At 60.9% G+C, this 19,210-nt stretch carries 17 protein-coding genes and 1 riboswitch; of the genes, 12 read left to right on the top strand and 5 right to left on the bottom strand.

The annotated features are described in order from the left end of the window. The first annotated feature begins 105 nt into the window (after positions 1 to 105). Both ACT67G_RS09335 and ACT67G_RS09330 read left to right on the top strand, forming a co-directional pair. Positions 106 to 1,965, top strand: a complete 1,860-nt coding sequence (locus ACT67G_RS09335; RefSeq protein ID WP_443664058.1) for a CvpA family protein — start codon at positions 106 to 108, stop codon at positions 1,963 to 1,965. A 123-nt stretch (positions 1,966 to 2,088) separates the two neighbouring features. Then, complete coding sequence (locus ACT67G_RS09330; RefSeq protein WP_443664057.1) at positions 2,089 to 3,225, top strand: pyridoxal phosphate-dependent aminotransferase; 1,137 nt, start codon at positions 2,089 to 2,091, stop codon at positions 3,223 to 3,225. Between the two features lie 36 nt (positions 3,226 to 3,261). On the opposite strand, the gene ACT67G_RS09325 is transcribed toward ACT67G_RS09330, so the two are convergent. Next, entirely contained in the window at positions 3,262 to 3,438 is a 177-nt protein-coding gene (locus ACT67G_RS09325) for a hypothetical protein (protein ID WP_325247683.1), read from the bottom strand. A gap of 91 nt (positions 3,439 to 3,529) precedes the next feature. Here ACT67G_RS09325 and ACT67G_RS09320 point away from each other — a divergent pair, with 91 nt between their 5' ends. Beyond that, on the top strand, positions 3,530 to 3,760 hold the full coding sequence (locus ACT67G_RS09320; protein ID WP_325247682.1) for a helix-turn-helix domain-containing protein: 231 nt from the start codon (positions 3,530 to 3,532) through the stop codon (positions 3,758 to 3,760). A gap of 133 nt (positions 3,761 to 3,893) precedes the next feature. Here ACT67G_RS09320 and ACT67G_RS09315 read toward each other — a convergent pair whose 3' ends face one another. Beyond that, complete coding sequence (locus ACT67G_RS09315) at positions 3,894 to 4,994, bottom strand: M20 metallopeptidase family protein (RefSeq protein WP_325247681.1); 1,101 nt, start codon at positions 4,992 to 4,994, stop codon at positions 3,894 to 3,896. Positions 4,995 to 5,160: 166 nt separating this feature from the next. Then, positions 5,161 to 5,330: riboswitch (Lysine riboswitch) on the top strand. Positions 5,331 to 5,450: 120 nt separating this feature from the next. Between ACT67G_RS09315 and dapA the strand changes: the two genes are divergently transcribed. The 5 genes from dapA to ACT67G_RS09290 all read left to right on the top strand — a co-directional run bounded on the left by dapA (position 5,451) and on the right by ACT67G_RS09290 (position 10,011). Next, a complete protein-coding gene (gene dapA / locus ACT67G_RS09310; protein WP_443664056.1) occupies positions 5,451 to 6,338 on the top strand; it encodes a 4-hydroxy-tetrahydrodipicolinate synthase in 888 nt (295 codons plus the stop codon). Next, entirely contained in the window at positions 6,335 to 7,054 is a 720-nt protein-coding gene (gene dapB / locus ACT67G_RS09305; protein ID WP_443664055.1) for a 4-hydroxy-tetrahydrodipicolinate reductase, read from the top strand. The genes dapA and dapB overlap by 4 nt, the downstream gene beginning before the upstream one ends. A gap of 66 nt (positions 7,055 to 7,120) precedes the next feature. After that, on the top strand, positions 7,121 to 7,816 hold the full coding sequence (gene dapD, locus ACT67G_RS09300; protein WP_443664054.1) for a 2,3,4,5-tetrahydropyridine-2,6-dicarboxylate N-acetyltransferase: 696 nt from the start codon (positions 7,121 to 7,123) through the stop codon (positions 7,814 to 7,816). A gap of 168 nt (positions 7,817 to 7,984) precedes the next feature. Continuing rightward, positions 7,985 to 8,935, top strand: a complete 951-nt coding sequence (locus ACT67G_RS09295) for a ComEC/Rec2 family competence protein (RefSeq protein ID WP_325246642.1) — start codon at positions 7,985 to 7,987, stop codon at positions 8,933 to 8,935. 56 nt (positions 8,936 to 8,991) lie between these two features. Next, a complete protein-coding gene (locus ACT67G_RS09290) occupies positions 8,992 to 10,011 on the top strand; it encodes a Gfo/Idh/MocA family protein (RefSeq protein WP_443664053.1) in 1,020 nt (339 codons plus the stop codon). Positions 10,012 to 10,144: 133 nt separating this feature from the next. On the opposite strand, the gene ACT67G_RS09285 is transcribed toward ACT67G_RS09290, so the two are convergent. From ACT67G_RS09285 to ACT67G_RS09275, 3 genes are all read right to left on the bottom strand, one after another. Further along, a complete protein-coding gene (locus ACT67G_RS09285; protein ID WP_325247758.1) occupies positions 10,145 to 11,173 on the bottom strand; it encodes an ABC transporter permease in 1,029 nt (342 codons plus the stop codon). Position 11,174: 1 nt separating this feature from the next. After that, a complete protein-coding gene (locus ACT67G_RS09280) occupies positions 11,175 to 12,608 on the bottom strand; it encodes a sugar ABC transporter ATP-binding protein (RefSeq protein WP_443664052.1) in 1,434 nt (477 codons plus the stop codon). Between the two features lie 224 nt (positions 12,609 to 12,832). Continuing rightward, the gene (locus ACT67G_RS09275; RefSeq protein WP_443664051.1) at positions 12,833 to 13,837 is read right to left on the bottom strand and encodes a sugar ABC transporter substrate-binding protein; all 1,005 of its coding nucleotides are present in this window, start codon (positions 13,835 to 13,837) and stop codon (positions 12,833 to 12,835) included. Positions 13,838 to 14,363: 526 nt separating this feature from the next. Between ACT67G_RS09275 and iolE the strand changes: the two genes are divergently transcribed. The 4 genes from iolE to ACT67G_RS09255 all read left to right on the top strand — a co-directional run. Beyond that, positions 14,364 to 15,266 carry a myo-inosose-2 dehydratase gene (iolE, locus tag ACT67G_RS09270; RefSeq protein ID WP_325247761.1) on the top strand — a complete coding sequence of 301 codons (903 nt, stop codon included), beginning with the start codon at positions 14,364 to 14,366 and terminating at the stop codon, positions 15,264 to 15,266. A gap of 60 nt (positions 15,267 to 15,326) precedes the next feature. Then, on the top strand, positions 15,327 to 16,127 hold the full coding sequence (locus ACT67G_RS09265) for a 5-deoxy-glucuronate isomerase (RefSeq protein WP_326214805.1): 801 nt from the start codon (positions 15,327 to 15,329) through the stop codon (positions 16,125 to 16,127). A gap of 21 nt (positions 16,128 to 16,148) precedes the next feature. Beyond that, the gene (gene iolD / locus ACT67G_RS09260; RefSeq protein ID WP_326214807.1) at positions 16,149 to 18,077 is read left to right on the top strand and encodes a 3D-(3,5/4)-trihydroxycyclohexane-1,2-dione acylhydrolase (decyclizing); all 1,929 of its coding nucleotides are present in this window, start codon (positions 16,149 to 16,151) and stop codon (positions 18,075 to 18,077) included. A 204-nt stretch (positions 18,078 to 18,281) separates the two neighbouring features. Next, the coding region (locus ACT67G_RS09255; RefSeq protein WP_443664050.1) for a Gfo/Idh/MocA family protein at positions 18,282 to 19,210 on the top strand (929 nt) is incomplete at its 3' end.

The raw sequence follows: 19,210 nt of genomic DNA, 5'->3' as shown, positions 1-19,210 counted from the left end.
GGCACCCCTCCCGTCAGATACCTACCCTGTGTAGTCCCTTGTAAACTGTACTTTCCGGTATCATAAATACAATTTGCCCCATTACAAAAAGGAGGACATGGATTCATGCCGTTTACGTTCCATTTCGGCGGCTTTAATCCCGGGGATTTCACGGGAAATTTCCAGGGTGAGGGGGGCGGTTCCCCCTTCCAGCAGCCTAAAAAGGCCCGCAAGCCCAGAAAGGCCATCGGCAATGCCTTTACCCGGGTGCTCATCAACCTGGGTGTGACGCTGCTCTTCGGCCTGGGGTACTTCTATGTGGAGCTACCCGCCCTGAACTTCCACGCCGAGGAGTTCTATGTGTTTGTATTCCTGCTGTGCGCCGTGTACTGCATCTCGGCGGTGTTTACCTCCGGGTTCCAGGGTGAGGGGGCCGCAGGCTACTTCCGGTTCGTGAAAAAGCAGTGCACCATTCCCTTTTTTGTGCTGGTGGCCCTCATCGCTGCCATTGCCATCGGGGCCCTTTCCTCTTGGGTGGTGCTGCGGGCCGGCAGCTACGCGGAGCTTCTGACTGTGGAGGACGGCGATTTCGCCGCCGAGGTGGAGGAGATCTCCTACGACCAGATCCCCATGGTGGATAAGGATTCCGCCCAGCGCCTGGCCACCCGTAAGCTGGGCGAACTGGCGGACATGGTCTCCCAGTTCGAGATCCGGGAGGACTTCACCCAGATCAACTACCAGGGCCGCCCGGTGCGGGTGGCGTCCCTGGCCTACGCCGATCTCATCAAGTGGTTCACCAACCGCTCCGAGGGCCTGCCCGCCTACCTGATCGTGGATATGGTGACCCAGGATGTGGAGGTGGTGCGGCTGGACGAGGGGATGAAGTACACCCCTGCCGAGCACTTCGGCCGCAATCTCCAGCGGCACCTGCGCTTCCACTATCCCACCTATATGTTCGCCGATCCCGTCTTTGAGATCGACGAGGAGGGCACCCCCTACTGGGTCTGCCCCCGGATGGTGAAGACCATCGGCCTCTTCGGCGGCACGGACATTCGCGGCGCCGTGCTGGTGAACGCCGTCACAGGCGAGAGCCAGTATTACGAGGAGGTTCCCTCCTGGGTGGATCAGCTGTATGTGGCGGAGCTCATCATGGAGCAGTACGACTACTACGGCATGTACGCCAACGGCTTTTTGAACTCCATTCTGGGCCAGAAGGACGTGAAGGTCACCACCGACGGCTATAACTATATCGCCATCGGGGACGACGTGTATATGTATACCGGCGTCACCTCCGTCACCTCCGACCAGTCCAACATCGGCTTTTTGCTCTCCAACCAGCGCACCAAGGAGACCCGGTTCTACTCCTGCGCCGGCGCCACGGAGGCCTCTGCCCAGGCCAGTGCCCAGAGCCAGGTGCAGCAGATGCGCTATACCGCTACCTTCCCCCTGCTGCTTAACATTGCCGACCAGCCCACCTACTTCATGGCCCTCAAGGGCGAGGACGGCCTGGTGAAGATGTACGCCATGGTCAATGTGCAGCAGTACTCCATCGTCTCCACCGGCGGCACCGTGGCCGCCTGCGAGGCCAGCTACCGCCAGGCCCTGGCGGACAACGGCCTCATTGGAGACGGTGAGACGGAGGTGATCCCCAGCGATCAGGCGGAGGTATCCGGCGCCATCGCCGAGATCCGCTCTGCTGTCATGGACGGCAACTCCTACTACTTCTTCCGCCTGGAGGGCGGCGACGTGTTCTACGCTGTCAGCGCGGCGGAGAATCCCCTGGCGGTGATCCTCAACGTGGGTGACCGGGTGACCATCACCTACACCACCGGCACCGCCGCCAGCATCCTCTCCGGTACCCAGATCCACCGGGAGGATCAGCCGGAGGAGGAGATCAGCCTGCCCATCCAGGGGGAGGAGCAGGAGGATCCGGCCCTGTCCGGGGACACGGCTTCTTCGGAGGAGACGCCCCTTCCCGCGGCATAACACCCGATCAAAAAGGCACGGCATCCTGGGATGCCGTGCCTTTTTCTGTGAAAACTTGCATTGACAATGCATAATGATACGCCTATACTGGATTCTATCAGAATCGTAAGGAGCGTGGAACCCATGGAACTCACTTTGAACAGCGCCGTCATGAACGTGGAACTGTCCGGCATCCGGCAGTTTACCTATCTGGTACGGGACACCCCCGGCGCCTGTGCCCTCACCATCGGCGAGCCGGATCTCAACACCCCGGATGCCATCAAGGAGGCCGCCAAGGCTGCCCTGGATGCCAATGACACCCACTATCCTCCCGGCAATGGCTTCCCCTACCTGCTGGAGGCGGTGTCCAAGTTCGAGGCGGAGCACCATGGGCTGCACTATGCCCCCAACGAGATCATCATGACCGTGGGCGCCACAGAGGCGCTGTTTGCGGCCTTCTCCACCGTCCTCAACCCCGAGGATGAGGTCATCATCCCCACGCCTGCCTTCGGACTCTATGAGGCTCTGGTGCGGCTGCAGGACGGCGTGCCTGTGAATCTGCCCACGGAGCACAATCATTTCCAGATCGTTCCCCAGGAGCTGAAAGCGGCCATCACGCCCAAGACCAAGGCCATCATCCTCACTTCTCCCAATAACCCCACCGGCTGCATGTACACCAAGGAGACCCTGGACGCCGTCCACGACATCCTGAAGGACAAGCCCATTTTCGTGCTGTGCGACGATGTGTACCGCACCCTGGTGTATACCGAGGGGTACCACAGCTTTGCCGAGTATCAGGACATGCGGGACCGCATCATCGTCATCAACAGCTTCTCCAAGCCCTATGCCATGACCGGCTGGCGCCTGGGATACTGCATGGCGGACGCTCCCATCATGGACCGCATCCAGGTGTTCCACCAGTATGCCGTTACCTCCATCCCCTCCTTCGTGCAGAAGGCCTGTGTCACCGCCTTGGGGACGGACACCTCCGACGTGGTGGAGATCTTCCGCAAGCGCCGGGACTATGTGTACAAGCGTCTGGTGGACATGGGCCTGGAAGTCCAGGAGCCGGAGGGCGCCTTCTACATGTTCATCAACATCCAGAAATACGGCATGGATTCCCAGACCTTCTGCGAGAAGATGCTCAAGGAGGGGCTGGTGGGCGTCATCCCCGGCATCCACTTCGGCACCGAGGGCTATATGCGTCTTTCCTACTGCTACTCCGACGCGGACCTCAAGGAGGGCCTGGACCGCATCGAGAAGTTCATCAAGACCCTGTAAAGCAAAGCGCTGTGCCGCCAAAGGCACAGCGCTTTTTTATGATTTCGGCGTCCAGTTGGGGCAGGTGTCGCTCCGGGTGCGCTTTTTGCTTCGGGGATAGACACAGTGCCCGTAGGCGATGGGACGGTAGCAGGAGCCGATTTTGATATAGTGGAGGCGGAAATGGGCGCAGCCGCCGCACACGGCCTCCTCCCGGGCGCAGTAGGGGGGCATATCAACATCACCTCATTGCAATAATAGTCGCAGTAAGACTATAAGTCAATAGTCTTGTTGCGACTATTATAAACTGGAACCGGTGATGAATATGATTTTTTCGAGAATCCGGGACCTGCGGGAGGATCGCGACTGGAACCAGACGAAAGTTGCGGAGTATCTGGGGGTGCGCCAGACCACGTACTCCAAATATGAACTGGGGAAGCTGCCTCTGCCGGTGGACGTGCTGTTGAAGCTGTCCGATCTCTACGGCGTCAGCGTGGACTATCTGCTGGGCCGCACTGATGAGCGGACTCCTTACCCCAAAAGCAGACACCAATAAAAAACCAGCGGACGGGTTCTTCCCGTCCGCTGGTTTTGCATGTTCGTCCAGAGACACTGCCGGGCCGTTGTCGGCGCCCGGCCGCTCCGCCGGGGCCTGCAACGTGTATGTATGGTGGAAAACCGCGGTGCCCTCAGGGGAGCAGCAGCAGCTTTTTCAAGAATTCTACCCCGGCGGGAAGCACGGCCTCGTCGTCAAAGGAGAAGTCCGGCGCGTGGAGTTCCGCCGTCTTGCCCACTCCCAGGAAGAAGAACACCCCGGGGGTAAACTGCTGGTAGAAGGAGAAGTCCTCCGCTGCCAGGGCTGGAGCCTCCAGCAGATGCGGGGCGTCGGCACCCAGCTGGGCACAGAGCTTGGCGTAGAGCTCCTCGTGGTTCCACACAGCGGGATAGCCCTCACTGAGGTTTACGCTGACCGCGCACCCGGTCTCCGCCGCCAGGGACTTGCCGATGTCCTGGAGCTGCTGGCGGCAGAAGCGGAAGATATCCTCCCGGTAGGTGCGCAGGCTTCCCTCCAGCACCGTGTGGCCGCTGACGGCGTTGCGCACGGAGCCGGAGACCATCTTGCCGAAGCGCAGTACCCGGGGCTCGCCGCTGGGCAGGGAGTCCATCATATCGTAGGCCCGCTGAAGGAACTCGATGCCTGCCGTCAGGGCGTCCCGGCCCTCCGCCGCCCGGCTGAGGTGGACGCTTTTTCCCTCCACGGTGACGGTGACCTCGCTGGAGCGGGCCATCATGGGGCCGGGGCGGGAGTAGACCTCCCCCACAGGGAGGCCCGGCCACAGGTGCACGCCGAAGATGCGCCGCACCCGGTAACGCTCCAGCACGCCTGCTTCGCAGAGCTTCTTGGCGCCGCCGGTGGTCTCCTCCGAGGGCTGGAACAAAAACAGAACGTTCCGGGGCAGCTCCGCCAGATGTGCGGCGGTATACTCCGCCAGGGTGAGCATCATGGCGGTGTGACCGTCATGGCCGCAGGCGTGCATGATCCCGGGATGGGCGGAGGCGAAGGGGAGGCTCGTTTCCTCCTGTACCGGCAGGGCATCCAGATCCGCCCGGAAGGCCACGGTATCCCATTTCCCCGCGTCAAAATAGACGCACACGCTCCCGGTAATGGGGGTAAAGACCTTTCCGCCCAGAGGCTCCAGAATGGATTTGACGTACTCCACCGTCTCCGGCAGCCGGTTGTCCAGCTCCGGGATCTGGTGCAGATGGCGGCGGTACGCTACGCAAGACATGTGGGATCGACCTCCTCGCAGGCAGCAATTTGATTTCTTCCCCATCATAGCACGTTCCGGCGGCGGGGAACAGGGAAAGAGCGCATTTTTAACCTGCTTGTAATCTATTGGATGATTTTTCAAATTCACTCTTGCAACTGGTGGGGGATGGTGGTATGATAGCGAAAAATGAGATAGAGGCGCGGATGCGATGAGCGCACGGGAGCCGGCAGGCAGAGAACGTGCGGGGGGCAAGTCCGCCGAACTTTCCGGTCAGGCGTGGCCGGGAGGTGGGATCGGGAGGAAGACTTCCGGCACTGTCCGCGGACGAGAGCCCGCGGGGGCGCTATCCGCTAACAGGGAACTCCGTGCGTTTCGCATGTGACGAGCTGTCGGTAGGGGCGTGTCTCTACCGACTTTTTATTTGCCCGCCTCTTCCGGGCGGCGAAAAAACGAAAAGTATGGAGGACACTCAACATGAAATTCGAACATCTGCAGGGATCCGTTGTGGCCATGATCACTCCGTTCCATGAGGACGGCAGCGTGAACTTCGAGGTTTTGACCAATCTGCTGGAGCGCCAGATCGCCGCCGGTACCGACGCCATTTTGACGCTGGGCACCACCGGCGAATACTCCACCATGTCCCACGAGGAGGATGCCGCCGTAGTGGCCCACACCATCAAGGTGGTGAACGGCCGGGTGCCGGTCATCGTGGGCAGCGGCTCCAACTGCACCGCCACCCAGGTGGAAAAGAGCATCCAGTACCAGGACATGGGGGCTGACGCCCTGCTGCTCATTGCCCCTTATTACAACAAGGCCAATCCTGAGGGCATGTACCGCCACTTTGCCACCACGGCGGACGCGGTGCACATCCCCTGCCTGCTCTATAATGTCCCCGGCCGCACCGGCTGCTCCATTCCCGTCTCCGTAGTGGAGCGCCTGGCGACCCACCCCAACATCGCCGGCATCAAGGAGGCCAGCGGCGATATGTCCTACGCCATGAAGATCGCCCACTGCATCGGGCCGGACTTCGCCCTGTACTCCGGCAATGACGACATCACCATCCCCCTCATGAGCATCGGCGGCAGCGGCGTCATCTCCGTCTACGCCAATGTTATGCCCGGTATGTGCCATGAGATCGTGGCGGACTACCTGGGGGGCAACCAGGCCCGGGCCCTGGCAAACCACCTGAAGTACCTGCAGCTGATGAACGACCTCTTCATCGAGGTGAACCCCATCCCTGTGAAGGCGGCCATGAACCTGCTGGGCCTCAATGTGGGCCCCATGCGCCTGCCCCTGTGCGAGATGAGCCAGGCGCATCTGGAGACGCTGCGTAAGACCATGGAGGAGGCTGGGATCCTGTGAAGTTCTTACTGATCGGCCGGGGGAAAATGGGCAAACTGATCGAGAGCACGGCCTGTGCCGCCGGTGACGAGGTGGTGCTCTCCCTGGGCCACGACGATCTGGACCGGCTGGGCAGCATGGGGAAGGTGGCCGATGTGGTCATCGACTTCTCCCGGCCGGAGGCCCTGGCGGAGGTGGCGTCTTACGTTCGCCGCACGGGCACGCCGCTGCTCTCCGGCACCACCGGCTATACCGCCGGGCAGCTGGAGCAGCTGCGGAGCTTAGGCACTGCGGCGCCGGTGCTCTGGAGCGCCAATTTCTCCCTGGGCGTTGCCGTGCTGGTGCGGGCCCTCCAGTCGGTCTCCGGCGTGCTGAAGCCGGATTTCGACATTGAGATTACCGAGACCCACCACAACCAGAAGGCAGACGCTCCCAGCGGCACCGCCAAGCTGCTGCTCTCCGCCATCGACCCTGCCGGGGAGCTGCGCCCGGTGTACGGGCGGGAGGGCAACTGCGGCCGCCGCCAAAAGGACGAGGTGGGCATCCACGCCCTCCGGGGCGGCACTGTGGCCGGGACCCACACCGTCCACTTCTTCGGTCTGGATGAGGAGCTGGAGTTCACTCACCGGGCCGCCAGCCGCCAGATCTTCGCCAGCGGCGCGCTGCACATCGCCCGGATGCTGCCGGGCAAGGCCCCCGGCGTCTACGACCTGCAGGCCATTCTCTTCGGTCAGTAATGTTCCCCCCGGCGCGGGGAGCCATCAAATTCGGCGCGACCTGCGCCCAAAGGAGTTTATCAGACTATGAACGCTCAGGAAATTATCGACTATATTGCAAACTCTGAAAAGAAGACCCCGGTGAAGGTGTATGTCAACACCACCGCTCCCGTGGACTTCGGCTCCGCCAAGGTCTTCGGCGGCTCCGGCAGCTATGTGGTCTTCGGGGACTGGAGCGAGCTGGGGCCCATTCTGGAATCCAACGCCGCAATCATCACGGACTGCGTGGTGGAAAATGACCGGCGCAACTCCGGCGTGCCCCTGCTGGACATGAAGAACGTCAAGGCCCGCATCGAGCCCGGCGCCATCATCCGGGAGAAGGTGGAGATTGGGGAGGGTGCCGTCATCATGATGGGCGCCATCCTCAACATCGGCGCTGTGGTGGGCAAGGGCACCATGATCGATATGGGCACTGTCCTGGGCGGCCGGGCCACCGTGGGCAACAACTGCCACATCGGCGCAGGCACCGTCCTGGCCGGCGTGGTGGAGCCCGCCTCCGCCACCCCTGTGGTCATTGAGGACGACGTGGTCATCGGCGCCAACGCCGTGGTCATCGAGGGCATCCGGGTGGGCAAGGGCGCCGTGGTGGCCGCCGGGGCCGTGGTCATTGACGATGTGCCTGCCGGGGCCGTGGTGGCCGGGAGCCCCGCCCGCATTGTCAAGATGAAGGACGAGAAGACCGAGGGCAAGACCGCCCTGGTGGACGCCCTGCGCAAGCTGTGATTGCAGGCATCTGAAAACGTCCCCCGCCGCACAATGCGGCGGGGGACGTTTTGCGCATGCTTGTCAAAAATAGAAGGAAAATTTTGGCGCCGCTGCCGCCTCCTTTCCGGTTGCCAGGGACAACCGGGTGTGGTATCGTAAGTACAACAAATTCATAGGGGGGATGGCATGCTGCAACTGGATTTCATCAATGTGGGCAACGGGGATTCCATTCTGATTCGGGAGATGGAGGGGACGCGCCAGCGTTTTGCCATGCTGGTGGACTGCGGACATGATAACCTGGTGCGGGACGATCACCCCCCGCTCTCTGACCAGAGCTCCCGCCGGATCTACGCCGGGGATTTCCTGCGCAAACAGGGGGTGGAAAAGCTGGATCTGCTGCTGCTGACCCATTTCCACCGGGATCACATCGGCGGCCTGGGCCGCATTCTGGAGGCAGTGGAGGTGGAGCAGCTGGCTGCCACCTATGTGCCGCCTGCCGGAGCCCCGCCTCTGGAGCCTGACCGGGATCTCACCCTCCATAAGACCGCCCGGAACCTGCTGCGCTGTCTGGAGATCTACGCCGCCGCCCTGCGGGAGCATCCCGGCCGGGTGAAGCACCTTACCGTCCTGCCCGGGACGGAGCAGATGACGCTGCAGCTGACGGAGGATCTCTCCATGGACATTCTCTTCGGGGATCCCTTCCTCTATAAACGCCAGCGCCAGGTGTATGACGCCGCTTTCGCCGGGGAGCGGGAGTGCTATCCCCTGATGAAGTGGAGCAAGATGATGAATGTCTCCAGCCTGCGCCAGCGGCTCCATTACAAGGGACGGGACGTGGTGCTGGGGGGAGATACCTATGCCCATTTGTGGGAGGCGGACACCCTGGCTCCCTGTGAGGTGCTGAAGGTACCCCATCATGCTTCCCTTTCCTCCACCACCCGCAAGCTCATCGCCCAGCTGCGGCCGCAGACGGCGGTGGTATGTGTGGCGTCGGAGCGGCCGGATGAGCGGCCTCACCCCTATATCGTCTCTCTGCTCCAGGAGATGGTGCCCCAGGTGTACTTCACCGACGCGGTGCATCTGCCGGGACTGGTGGAGCCTGCCTATCACGAATCTGTCACCGTATGTCTGGACTGAACGCCCGGCCCCCGGTTTGCCGGGGGCCGGTTTTTGACTGTGAAGGAGGAAACAGAATGAATACCCTGCGCATCGGCATCGCGGGGCTGGGCCGCCTGGGCCGGGTCCACGCGGAGAACATCGCCTGCAAGATCCCCGGCGCCCGGCTGACAGCTGCCTGCACCACCCGGCCGGAGACCCTGGAATATGCCCGGCAGCTGGGGGTGACGGCCCTGTACACGGATTTCAACAAGATGTTGGCAGAGGCGGAGATAGACGCCGTGGCGGTGGTCACCACCTCCTCAGAGCACTGCTGGCAGATCGAGGCGGCACTGGACGCAGGAAAGCACGTCTTTTCCGAAAAGCCCCTGGGGGTGGATATCGCCCAGTGCCTCCAGGCCCAGGCTGCCGTGGAGCGCCACCCGGAGCTTGTGTTCATGCTGGGGTTCATGCGCCGCTACGACCCCTCCTATGCCTACGCCAAGCGGCAGGTGGATGCCGGGGTCATCGGCACGCCCTATCTGGTGAAGGCCACGGGTCTGGATCCGGAGGCGGTGGTGGAGGATGCCATCCGCTTTTGTAAAAATTCCGGCGGCATTTTCCTGGACGCCGCCATCCACGACATCGACCTGATGCGTTGGTTCTTGGGGAGTGAGACATCGGAGGTCTATGCCCTGGGCGCCACCTTCAAGCATCCGGAGTTCCGGCAGGCGGGGGACGATGAGACGGGCCTGGCGGTGTTCCGGTTTGAAAACGGCGCCATGGGCACCGTCCATGTGGGCCGCACCTGCCCCTACGGCTACCATGTGGAGACGGAGATCGTGGGCACTGAGGGGACGCTGCGGATCTCCGCCGTGCCGGAGAAAAACCTGGCCCGGGTGTATGGCCCCGGCGGCGTTCGGGCGGAGTGCGTGGCCTCCTTCCCGGAGCGGTTCCGGGAGGCATATCTGCTGGAGATGCAGGAGTTCGTGGACTGTGTGCGCACCGGCCGCAGGCCCGGCACCACCGTCTATGACGGCGTCCGATCCACTGCCGTGGGCTACGCCACCACAGAGGCCTGGCGGACAGGGAATCCGGTCAAGATCCGCCAGCCCTGAAAGAGATTGGATTCCCTTTCAAAACGGAAAGAAAAGATCCGCCTGGATAGGCGGATCTTTTTTGTGGGAGACAAAAAAGTACCCGGAGAACCATATGTTCTCCGGGTACTGGCAGATATTCCGAAAGAGAGGATCAGGCCGCGGCCATCTTGCGGGCCTTGGCTTCCATCTTGTTACGGACAACGTCGATGGTGACGGCCAGGATGATGACGGCGCCGATGACGATGTACTGGATATCGTTGGAAGCGCCCATCAGGTTCAGGCCGTTGCGGATGACGGCCATCAGCAGAGCGCCGATGAGGGTGCCCCAGATGGTGCCCTTGCCGCCGGTGAAGGAGGCGCCGCCCACGATGCAGGCCGCGATGGCATCGTTATCGTAGGTGGAACCGGCGTTGCCGTTAGCGGAAGCCAGACGGCCAACGGACACGATACCAGCCATACCGGCCATGAAGCCGGACAGGGTGTACACGAAGGTCAGCACGTTCTTGGAGGGGATACCGGAAAGACGGGCTGCCTCGGGGTTGCCGCCGCAGCAGTAGATCTGGCGGCCCAGCGCAGACTTCTTCAGGAAGATGTCGAAGAGGATGAACACGATGATGACCAGGATGAAGCTCACGGGGATGCCGGGGAAGTTCACCGTGCCGTCGGCGTTATAGGTGGTGCCGATGGAGGAGCCGCCGATCCACATCAGGGCATCCACGCCCTGGTTGGTGAAGCCGATGGACTTGGATCCGGTGATGACCAGCGCGATGCCCCAGAGGACGTTCTTCATGCCCATGGTGGACACGAAGGGATGGGGCAGATCCAGGCGGGTGAGCAGGGTGCCGTTGATGAAGCCGGCGAAGGTGCTCACGGCCAGGCCGCAGATGGCCAGCAGGAAGGCATTGGTAATGCCGAAGTTCTGCATCAGCACGCCGATGGTGCAGGTGCACAGTACGCAGTTGGAGCCCACAGACAGGTCGATGCCGGCGGTGATCAGAGCGCACAGCATACCGGAGGCAATGAGGCAGTTGATGGATGCCTGCTTGAGAATGTTCATGACGTTGCTGACCCGCGGGAACTTGTCGGGCATGATGACGCAGAAGATCACGATCAGGATGATCAGCGCCATCAGCGTTCCCAGCTTCTGCAGCAGTTCTTTGGCAGAATTGTTCTTTTTCATATTAGTCTAACTCTCCTCCCCAGGCCGCTTTCATGATGTCTTCAGAGTTGAAGTGCGGAGTGTCACGGTCGATATTGGCCATGACCCGGCCGCCCCGCATGACCACCACGTGGTCGCTCATGGCCAGGATCTCCGGAAGTTCGGAGGAGACCATGATCACACACTTTCCGGCTTTGACCAGATCATTCATCACGTGGTAGACCTCGATCTTGGCGCCCACGTCGATACCACGGGTGGGCTCGTCAAAGATAAAGATGTCGGCGTCGGTGTTGACCCACTTGCCGATAACCACTTTCTGCTGGTTGCCGCCGGAAAGCTGGGCGGTAACCTCGTCCAGAGAGGGGGTCTTGATCTTCAGGGAAGCCACGTTTTCCTGGCCGGCCTTCTCGATCTGCTTGCTGTCCAGGAAAGGCCCGTTGGAAAAGCCCTTCATATTGGCCAGGATCAGATTGGTGCGCACATCCAGGGACAATACCAGGCCCTGGCCCTTGCGGTCTTCGGTGAGGAAGGCAATCTTCTTTTTGATGGCGTCTTTGGGAGAGTGGATATGGGCCTTCTCTCCCTTGATGTAAACTTCGCCGCCGTCCAGTTTGTCGGCGCCGAAGATGGCTCGCATGGTTTCAGTCCGTCCGGCACCCACCAGGCCGGCAAAGCCGGTGATCTGGCCGGCATAGGCCTTGAAGGAGACATCGTGGAGCACGCCGGCCTCGTTGAGGTTCTTGGCCTCCAGCCACACGTCGCCCTTGGTGCCGAATTCCTTGGGATAGAGGTTGTCCAGGGTACGGCCTACCATGGCGGTGATGAGGGAATCCTCCGTCATGTTGGCGATATCCTCGGTGACGATGTGCTCGCCGTCACGCATAACGGTGACGCGGTCGCACAGCGCAAAGAGTTCTTCCAGCTTGTGGGAGACAAACAGAATGGCCACGCCCTTGGCCTTCAGGCCGCGGACGGTTTCCATCAGCTGCTCGATCTCCTCCTTGCCCAGGGAAGAGGTGGGCTCATCCATGATGATGAGCTTGGCGTCCAGAGAGACGGCCTTGGCGATCTCCACCATCTGCTGCTGGCCGACGCCCAGCTTGCCGCACTCCATCTTGACGTCGATTTCAGGATGGCCCAGAGTCTTCAGGGCTTCCTCGGCCTCCTTGTACATTCTGGGGTAATCCAGAAGGAGACCCTTTTTCACGGCGCGCCCCATGAAAATATTATCCGTGACAGGCAGTTGCTTGACAATATTCAGCTCCTGATAGACGCAGGCGATGCCCGCTTCCCGGGACTGAACAGGGTTCTTGAAAACGACCTTCTGGCCGTCAACAAAGATGTCTCCCTCCTCCGGAGTGTGGACGCCGGTGAGTACCTTGATCAGTGTGGATTTGCCGGCGCCGTTTTCTCCGATCAGACCGTGGATCTCACCGGGTCTGATGCCAATGGACATATTCTTCAATGCGACGACACCAGGAAAAAGCTTGGTAATATTCCTCAGTTCAACGACGTATTCGCTCATGTCATTACCTCGATTCCATTTTCCTGATTTCTTGCGGATCCCCGCTCCGGCGGGGGGAGCATGTCAAGAGGAATGGCGGCAGATGCTTCTGCCGCCATATCCTCCATCAGTTTGTCAGCTATGTAGCGACAATGCAGTTTTCAAAAGCAGAGCGCTTAGCCCTTCATGGAAGCCAGGTTGTCCAGGTAAGCCTGGCCGTTCTCAGCGGTGACGACCTCAACGGGGGCGTTGATGGTCTCTTCCACGGTCTCGCCGTTGATGGCCTTCACAGCGGCCTCAACCACCTGATAGCCCATCTCATAGGGCTGCTGAGCCACGGTAGCCTTGATCAGCTCGCCAGCCAGGATCAGATCCACGGCGGACTCGTTGCCGTCGAAGCCAACGATGGTGACGTCGGTGACACCGGCGTTCTTGCAGGCGTTCATGGCGCCGATAGCGGTATCGTCGTTGTGGCAGAAGACCATCTTGATCTCACCGGGGTGAGCGTTCAGCATGTCTTCCATGGTCTTGGTAGCACCGTCGGTGGTGTTCTGGCCGGACAGAGCGTCCAGGACCTCAACGCCAGCCTCGTCGCAGGCCTTCTGATAGCCCTCACGGCGCATGTTGGAGGTGTTGTCGCCTTCCTGGCCGTAGATGATGACGGCCTTGGCGTCGGCACCAACCTGCTCGATGGCCCACTTGGCGCCCTCATAGGCAGCGTCCACGTTGGAGGTGCCCACGAAGCAGGTCTGACCGTCGATGCCCACGTTGGTATCAACAGCCAGAACGGGGATGCCCTGGTCGATAGCGGCCTGGAGGGCAGCGCCGGCAGCGCTGGCGTCGTTGGGAGCGCAGACGATAGCGTCGCAGCCGGCACCGATCTGCTGCTCGATCATAGAGACCTGGCCTTCAATGTCGCTCTCAGCGCCGGGGCCAACCACGTTGACGGAGATGCCCAGGTCAGCGGCGGCAGCGTCGCAGCCGGCCTTCACATAGCCCCAATACTCAGAGGACAGGGTCTTGAGGACAACGGCAACTTCGATGTCGCTGGCAGCACCAGCATCGCCGGTCTCTTCAGTGGTGGTGTCGTCGGTGGTGGTCTCTTCCGTGGTAGTGCCACCGCAGGCTGCCAGGGACAGGACCATGGCAAGGGACAGGAGCATAGCAAAGAGTTTTTTCATGGTACTTCTTTTCTCCTTTACATTGAATTCCGGAGCCGGAAGGCAGAATATTTTGGAAAACCGGATCCGGTATCATTGGAACCAATTTTAACATGTGCCCGCTCACATAGTCAATAGAATGTGTAAATTCTGTATAAATTCCTATAAAAATGCAGGGAGAATTTGTAGCGGATGTACAAACGACGCTTGGCCTTTATGGGAATTGTACAAGGAACCTGTGATGTGTTTTTGTGAAATGACAAGAGAGATTCTGTGTGGGGACACAGAATGGCGCTGTCATATCCATAAAAAAACCGGAATCGCCTTTGGCTAAATCGGAAAAAATCCTGAGCGGCTTCAAAAGAACTTGATTTTCCACGGCAACGATGATACTTTCATAATAGTACAAACGGTTGGGACAAGGCGGTGCGGATGACTGTGTGAACGGACACAGGGTGCAGCTTTCGTCCAAAGCCCGGAATGGGGCCGCGGCGCCCGGTTTCGGGAGACTCCCAAAACAGATGATTTTATATAAGGAGGATCTCTTATGTTTGATCAGAAGAACGTTTTCCTGGGAATCGCACCCATCGGCTGGTGCAACGACGATATGCCGGAGCTGGGTGGGGAGAACACCTTCCAGCAGACCGTCAGCGAGATGGCCCTGGCGGGATTCACCGGATGCGAGATCGGCAACAAATATCCCACGGATCCCGTGGAGCTGAAAAAGGCGCTGGATCTGCGGGGGATGCGCATTGCCAGCCGCTGGTTCTCCTCCTTCCTGCTGACCAAGCCCTATGAGGAGGTGGAGAAGGACTTCATCGCCAACCTGGACTTCCTGGCTGCCGTGGGCGCCAACCACATCAATGTCAGCGAGCAGAGCTACTCCATCCAGGGCCAGGTGGATACCCCCATCCTCACCGGCGGTCATAAGCACGTGATGGACGACGCCGAGTGGGACCGCTTCTGCGACGGTCTCAACAAGCTGGGCAAGGTGGCTGCGGACCGCGGCTTCAAGCTGTGCTTCCATCATCACATGGGCACCGTGGTTCAGACCAGCGAGGAGACGGACCGCATGATGGCCAACACCGATCCCCGGTATGTGTTCCTCTGCTATGATACCGGCCACTTTACCTTTGCCGGCGAGGATCCCCTGGCCATGCTGAAGAAGTATGTGGATCGTGTGGGCCACGTCCATCTCAAGGATATGCGCCTGCCGGTGGTGGAAGAAGCCCGGAAGAACAACTGGTCTTTCCTGCAGTCCGTCCGCAACGGTGCCTTCACCGTTCCCGGCGACGGCAATGTGGACTTCGATCCCGTGTTCAAAGTCCTGGCGGATGCCGGCTACCAGGGCTGGCTGCTGGTGGAGGCGGAGCAGGATCCCGCCAAGGCCAATCCTCTGGAGTACGCCATTAAGGCCCGCAAGTACATCCGCGAGCACACCGGGCTGTAAGGTCCGTTGGCCCCCTTCCGGAGCACTGTCAACTGTATTTTGAATAGGAGATGACTGGAAATGGCCTATTTTAACAAAAACGCGGAACTGAAGAACGGCTATAATGCCTATATCGACATGGCCAAGGACGATATGGGCACCCAGATGGACGTGGGCCTTCTGCTGATGGAGGCAGGAGATACCTACACCATCGAGGAGGCGGAGAAGGAGACTGCCGTGCTGCTGTTCTCCGGCACCGTGACCTATCAGTGGGGCGATCAGACCTGCGAGGCGGACCGGCCGGACTGCTTCCACCATGAGGCATTCTGCCTGCTGGCTCCCCGCAAGACCAAGATCGTCCTCACCGCCCACGCCCACAGTGAGCTGTACATCCAAAAGACGGTGAACGACACCGATTATCAGGCGGTCATGTATACCCCCGAGACGGTCCAGACCCAGCACGCCGGCTGCAACGGCGAGCTCCTGGGCTGCATGGAGCGGGAGATCAAGACCTTCTTCGATTATGACAACGCCCCATTCTCCAAAATGGTCCTGGGCGAGGTTTTGAACCATCCCGGCAAGTGGTCTTCTTATCCGCCCCATCATCATCCCCAGCCGGAGGTGTACTTCTACCGCTTTGACTATCCCCAGGGCTTCGGAGCGGGCTTTGCCAACGGCGAGATCTACAAGACCGGCCACAACGGATGTGCCGTCATCAACCACGGCTTCCACTCCCAGACTGCCGCGCCCGGCTACGCCATGTGCTACGCCTGGGGTATCCGCCATCTGGACGGGGATCCCTGGCTGAAGACCCGCATCGACGATAAGGAGCACGAGTGGCTCTGGAAGGCCGACGCCAACGAGCACATCTATCAGGGATAAACAACGAGGAGGTAAGCAACGATGAAAACCGTGCGTTTGACCATGGCGCAGGCCCTGGTCCGTTTCCTGGAAAATCAGTATATTGAGGTGGACGGCGTGCAGAGCCGCTTCGTCCGCGGCATGTTCATCATCCCCGGCCACGGCAACGTGGTGGGCCTGGGCCAGGCGCTGAGCCAGGAGGCCAAGCACCTGGAAGTCTACCAGGGCAAGAACGAGCAGGGCATGGCCCAGGCGGCTGTGGCCTTTGCCAAGCAGATGAAGCGCAAGCAGATCTTTGCCGTCACGTCTTCCGTGGGCCCCGGTGCTGCCAATATGGTCACCGCCTGCGGCACCGCCACCGCCAACAACATCCCCGTGCTGGTGCTGCCCGGCGACGTGTACGCCTGCCGCCAGCCGGACCCCGTGCTCCAGCAGGTGGAGCAGACCCAGAACCTCTCCATCTCCACCAACGACGCCTTCAAGGCCGTGTGCCGCTACTGGGACCGCATTGTCCGTCCCGAGCAGCTCATGAGCGCCATGATCTCCGCCTTCCGGGTACTGACGGATCCCGCCAACACCGGCGCCGTGTGTGTGGCCATGCCCCAGGACGTGGAGGGCGAGGCCTATGACTATCCCGAGAGCTTCTTCAAAAAGCGCGTCTGGCGCCTGGAGCGCCGTCCCGCCACCGAGGCCGCCCTGGCCGACGCGGCGGAGGCCATCCGCAAGGCCAAGCGGCCCATGCTGGTTTGCGGCGGCGGCGTCCGCTACTCCGAGGCCCATGAGGAGTTCCGTCACTTTGCCGAGACGCTGAACATCCCCTTCGGCGAGACCCAGGCGGGCAAGAGCGCCATCGTCTGGACCCATCCTCTGAACCTGGGCGGCCTGGGCGTCACCGGCTGCTCCGCTGCCAACGATATCGCCAAGAAGGCGGACCTGGTCATCGGTGTAGGTACCCGCTACACCGACTTCACCACCTCCTCCAAGTGGCTCTTCAAGGATACCTGCAAGTTCGTCAACATCAACGTCTCCGAGTTCCAGGCATTGAAGATGGACGCCATCCCCGTGGTGGCCGATGCCAAGGACGCCCTGCCCCGGCTGGAGAAGCTGCTGGAGGGTTACAAGAGCGGCTATACCACCGAGATCGCCGCTGCCAAGGAGAAGTGGAACAAGGAGCTGGAGCGTCTGGACGGCTTCACCTTCGAGGACAAGAAGAGCTGGAAGCCCATCATCAATGACGCCAACGCCGACTCTGCCAAGCGCTTTGCCAAGGATCTGGGCGCCCAGCTGACCCAGACCGCTGTCCTGGGCGCCATCAACGCCATGATGGACGACAACGATGTGGCCATCGGCGCCGCCGGCTCTCTGCCCGGTGATATGCAGCGCATGTGGCGCCCCCGTGCCGTGGATACCTATAACATGGAGTATGGCTATTCCACCATGGGCTATGAGGTGGCCGGCGCCCTGGGTGTGAAGCTGGCCATCGGCGACAAGCGGGAAGTCTATGCCTTCTGCGGCGACGGCAGCTTCAACATGCTCCACGGCGAGCTCATCACTGCCTGCCAGGAGCACAAGAAGGTCAACATCTGCCTCTTCGACAACGCCAGCTTCGGCTGCATCAACAACCTCCAGGTGGGCCACGGCAACGTCACGCTGTGCACGGAACTGCGCTACCGCAATAAGGACGGCCTCTTCGGCAACTTCATGGACATCGACTACGCCAAGGTGGCGGAGGGCTACGGCTGCAAGTCCTACTCCATCCACACGATGGAGGAGTTGGTGGCTGCCTTCGAGGACGCCAAGAAGGTGAAGAACCGCCCCGTGCTCTTCGACATCAAGGTCCTGCCCAAGACCATGACCGACGGCTATGGTTCCTGGTGGCGTGTGGGCGACACCGAGGTCTCCGAGCGCCAGGAGAACCTGGACGCCTACGCCGACCATCTGGCCCACGTGAAGGACGCGAGAAAGTACTAAGGCTCTCGAGGGGGAGCTTGCTCCCCCTCAACTTCCCCCTCACCAGAGACATCGGCCTCTGGTGGACGCCGCCCAGGGCGGCTGAGTCAGGGAATTTTCGCCACGTATACGCCGCGGCGAAAATGATCAGAGTTCCGGGCAGCAACATTTCCGCACAGGTTAATGGCATCCCTACATCATTTTTGATAAAGGAAGGTAATCATCATGGATCAGGTTTTGAAAATCGGCATCATCGGCTGCGGCGCCATCGGCAAGGATCACTGCCGGCGCATCATTGAGACCGTCCCCGGCGCCACCGTGGTGGCCGTCAGCGACTATGTGGCCGCTGCCGCCGACGAGACGGCTGCCAAGTACGGCATCCGCTCCTTCGGCAACGACTGCGACGGCATGATCAAGGATCCCGAGGTGGAGGCTGTGGTCATCACCTCCATCGATCCCACCCATCATGACTATGTGATGAAGACCCTGGCCGAGGAGAAGTGGTGCTTCTGCGAAAAGCCCCTCTCCCAGAATGCCGCCGACTGCGAGGACATCATCAAGCGCGAGCAGGAGATCGGCAAGCGGCTGGTGCAGGTGGGCTTCATGCGCCACTATGACCGCGGCTACGCCGAGATGAAGCGCATCATCGACTCCGGCGAGCTGGGCAAGCCCCTGCTCATCAAGGCCTGCCACCGCAACGTCTCCCAGGGCCCGGGCTTCAAGACCGAGAACGGCGTCACCAACGTGGCGATCCACGAGCTGGACATCTGCCGCTGGCTGCTGGACGACGAGTATGAGGACGTCCAGTGCGTGAAGGTTCGTCAGTCCTCCAACTCCAACAAGGGCTATGACAACCCCCAGGTGATGCTGATGCGCACCAAGAAGGGCTGCTTCATTGACGTGGAGGTCCAGGTGGCCGACGGCTACGGCTACGACATTCAGTGCGAGGTGGTCTGTGAGAACGGCACCGTGAAGCTGCCCGACCCCTATGCTGTGGTGTGCCGCTCCCGTCCCTCCGGTTGGGACAGCGTGAAGCCCGCCGAGTGCATGCCCATCATGACCGACTGGAAGGAGCGCTTCATCGAGGCCTACGACATCGAGTTCTGCAAGTGGGTGGAGTCTGTCCATGCCGGCAAGCTCACCGGCCCCTCCTC

It is taken from the genome of Dysosmobacter sp. (assembly GCF_052306735.1).
GTDB lineage: Bacteria > Bacillota > Clostridia > Oscillospirales > Oscillospiraceae > Oscillibacter.
Note: the sequence above shows the minus strand (reverse complement) of the source record. Positions and strands in the feature narration are given on the sequence as shown.

What these genes read in the sequence shown, in the direction of transcription:
- ACT67G_RS09335 (WP_443664058.1), top strand. Translation starts at nt 106, where the DNA reads ATGCCGTTTACGTTCCATTTCGGCGGCTTTAATCCCGGGGATTTCACG.
- ACT67G_RS09330 (WP_443664057.1), top strand. Translation starts at nt 2,089, where the DNA reads ATGGAACTCACTTTGAACAGCGCCGTCATGAACGTGGAACTGTCCGGC.
- ACT67G_RS09325 (WP_325247683.1), bottom strand. Translation starts at nt 3,438, where the DNA reads ATGCCCCCCTACTGCGCCCGGGAGGAGGCCGTGTGCGGCGGCTGCGCC.
- ACT67G_RS09320 (WP_325247682.1), top strand. Translation starts at nt 3,530, where the DNA reads ATGATTTTTTCGAGAATCCGGGACCTGCGGGAGGATCGCGACTGGAAC.
- ACT67G_RS09315 (WP_325247681.1), bottom strand. Translation starts at nt 4,994, where the DNA reads ATGTCTTGCGTAGCGTACCGCCGCCATCTGCACCAGATCCCGGAGCTG.
- dapA (WP_443664056.1), top strand. Translation starts at nt 5,451, where the DNA reads ATGAAATTCGAACATCTGCAGGGATCCGTTGTGGCCATGATCACTCCG.
- dapD (WP_443664054.1), top strand. Translation starts at nt 7,121, where the DNA reads ATGAACGCTCAGGAAATTATCGACTATATTGCAAACTCTGAAAAGAAG.
- ACT67G_RS09295 (WP_325246642.1), top strand. Translation starts at nt 7,985, where the DNA reads ATGCTGCAACTGGATTTCATCAATGTGGGCAACGGGGATTCCATTCTG.
- ACT67G_RS09290 (WP_443664053.1), top strand. Translation starts at nt 8,992, where the DNA reads ATGAATACCCTGCGCATCGGCATCGCGGGGCTGGGCCGCCTGGGCCGG.
- ACT67G_RS09285 (WP_325247758.1), bottom strand. Translation starts at nt 11,173, where the DNA reads ATGAAAAAGAACAATTCTGCCAAAGAACTGCTGCAGAAGCTGGGAACG.
- ACT67G_RS09280 (WP_443664052.1), bottom strand. Translation starts at nt 12,608, where the DNA reads ATGTCCATTGGCATCAGACCCGGTGAGATCCACGGTCTGATCGGAGAA.
- ACT67G_RS09275 (WP_443664051.1), bottom strand. Translation starts at nt 13,837, where the DNA reads ATGAAAAAACTCTTTGCTATGCTCCTGTCCCTTGCCATGGTCCTGTCC.
- iolE (WP_325247761.1), top strand. Translation starts at nt 14,364, where the DNA reads ATGTTTGATCAGAAGAACGTTTTCCTGGGAATCGCACCCATCGGCTGG.
- ACT67G_RS09265 (WP_326214805.1), top strand. Translation starts at nt 15,327, where the DNA reads ATGGCCTATTTTAACAAAAACGCGGAACTGAAGAACGGCTATAATGCC.
- iolD (WP_326214807.1), top strand. Translation starts at nt 16,149, where the DNA reads ATGAAAACCGTGCGTTTGACCATGGCGCAGGCCCTGGTCCGTTTCCTG.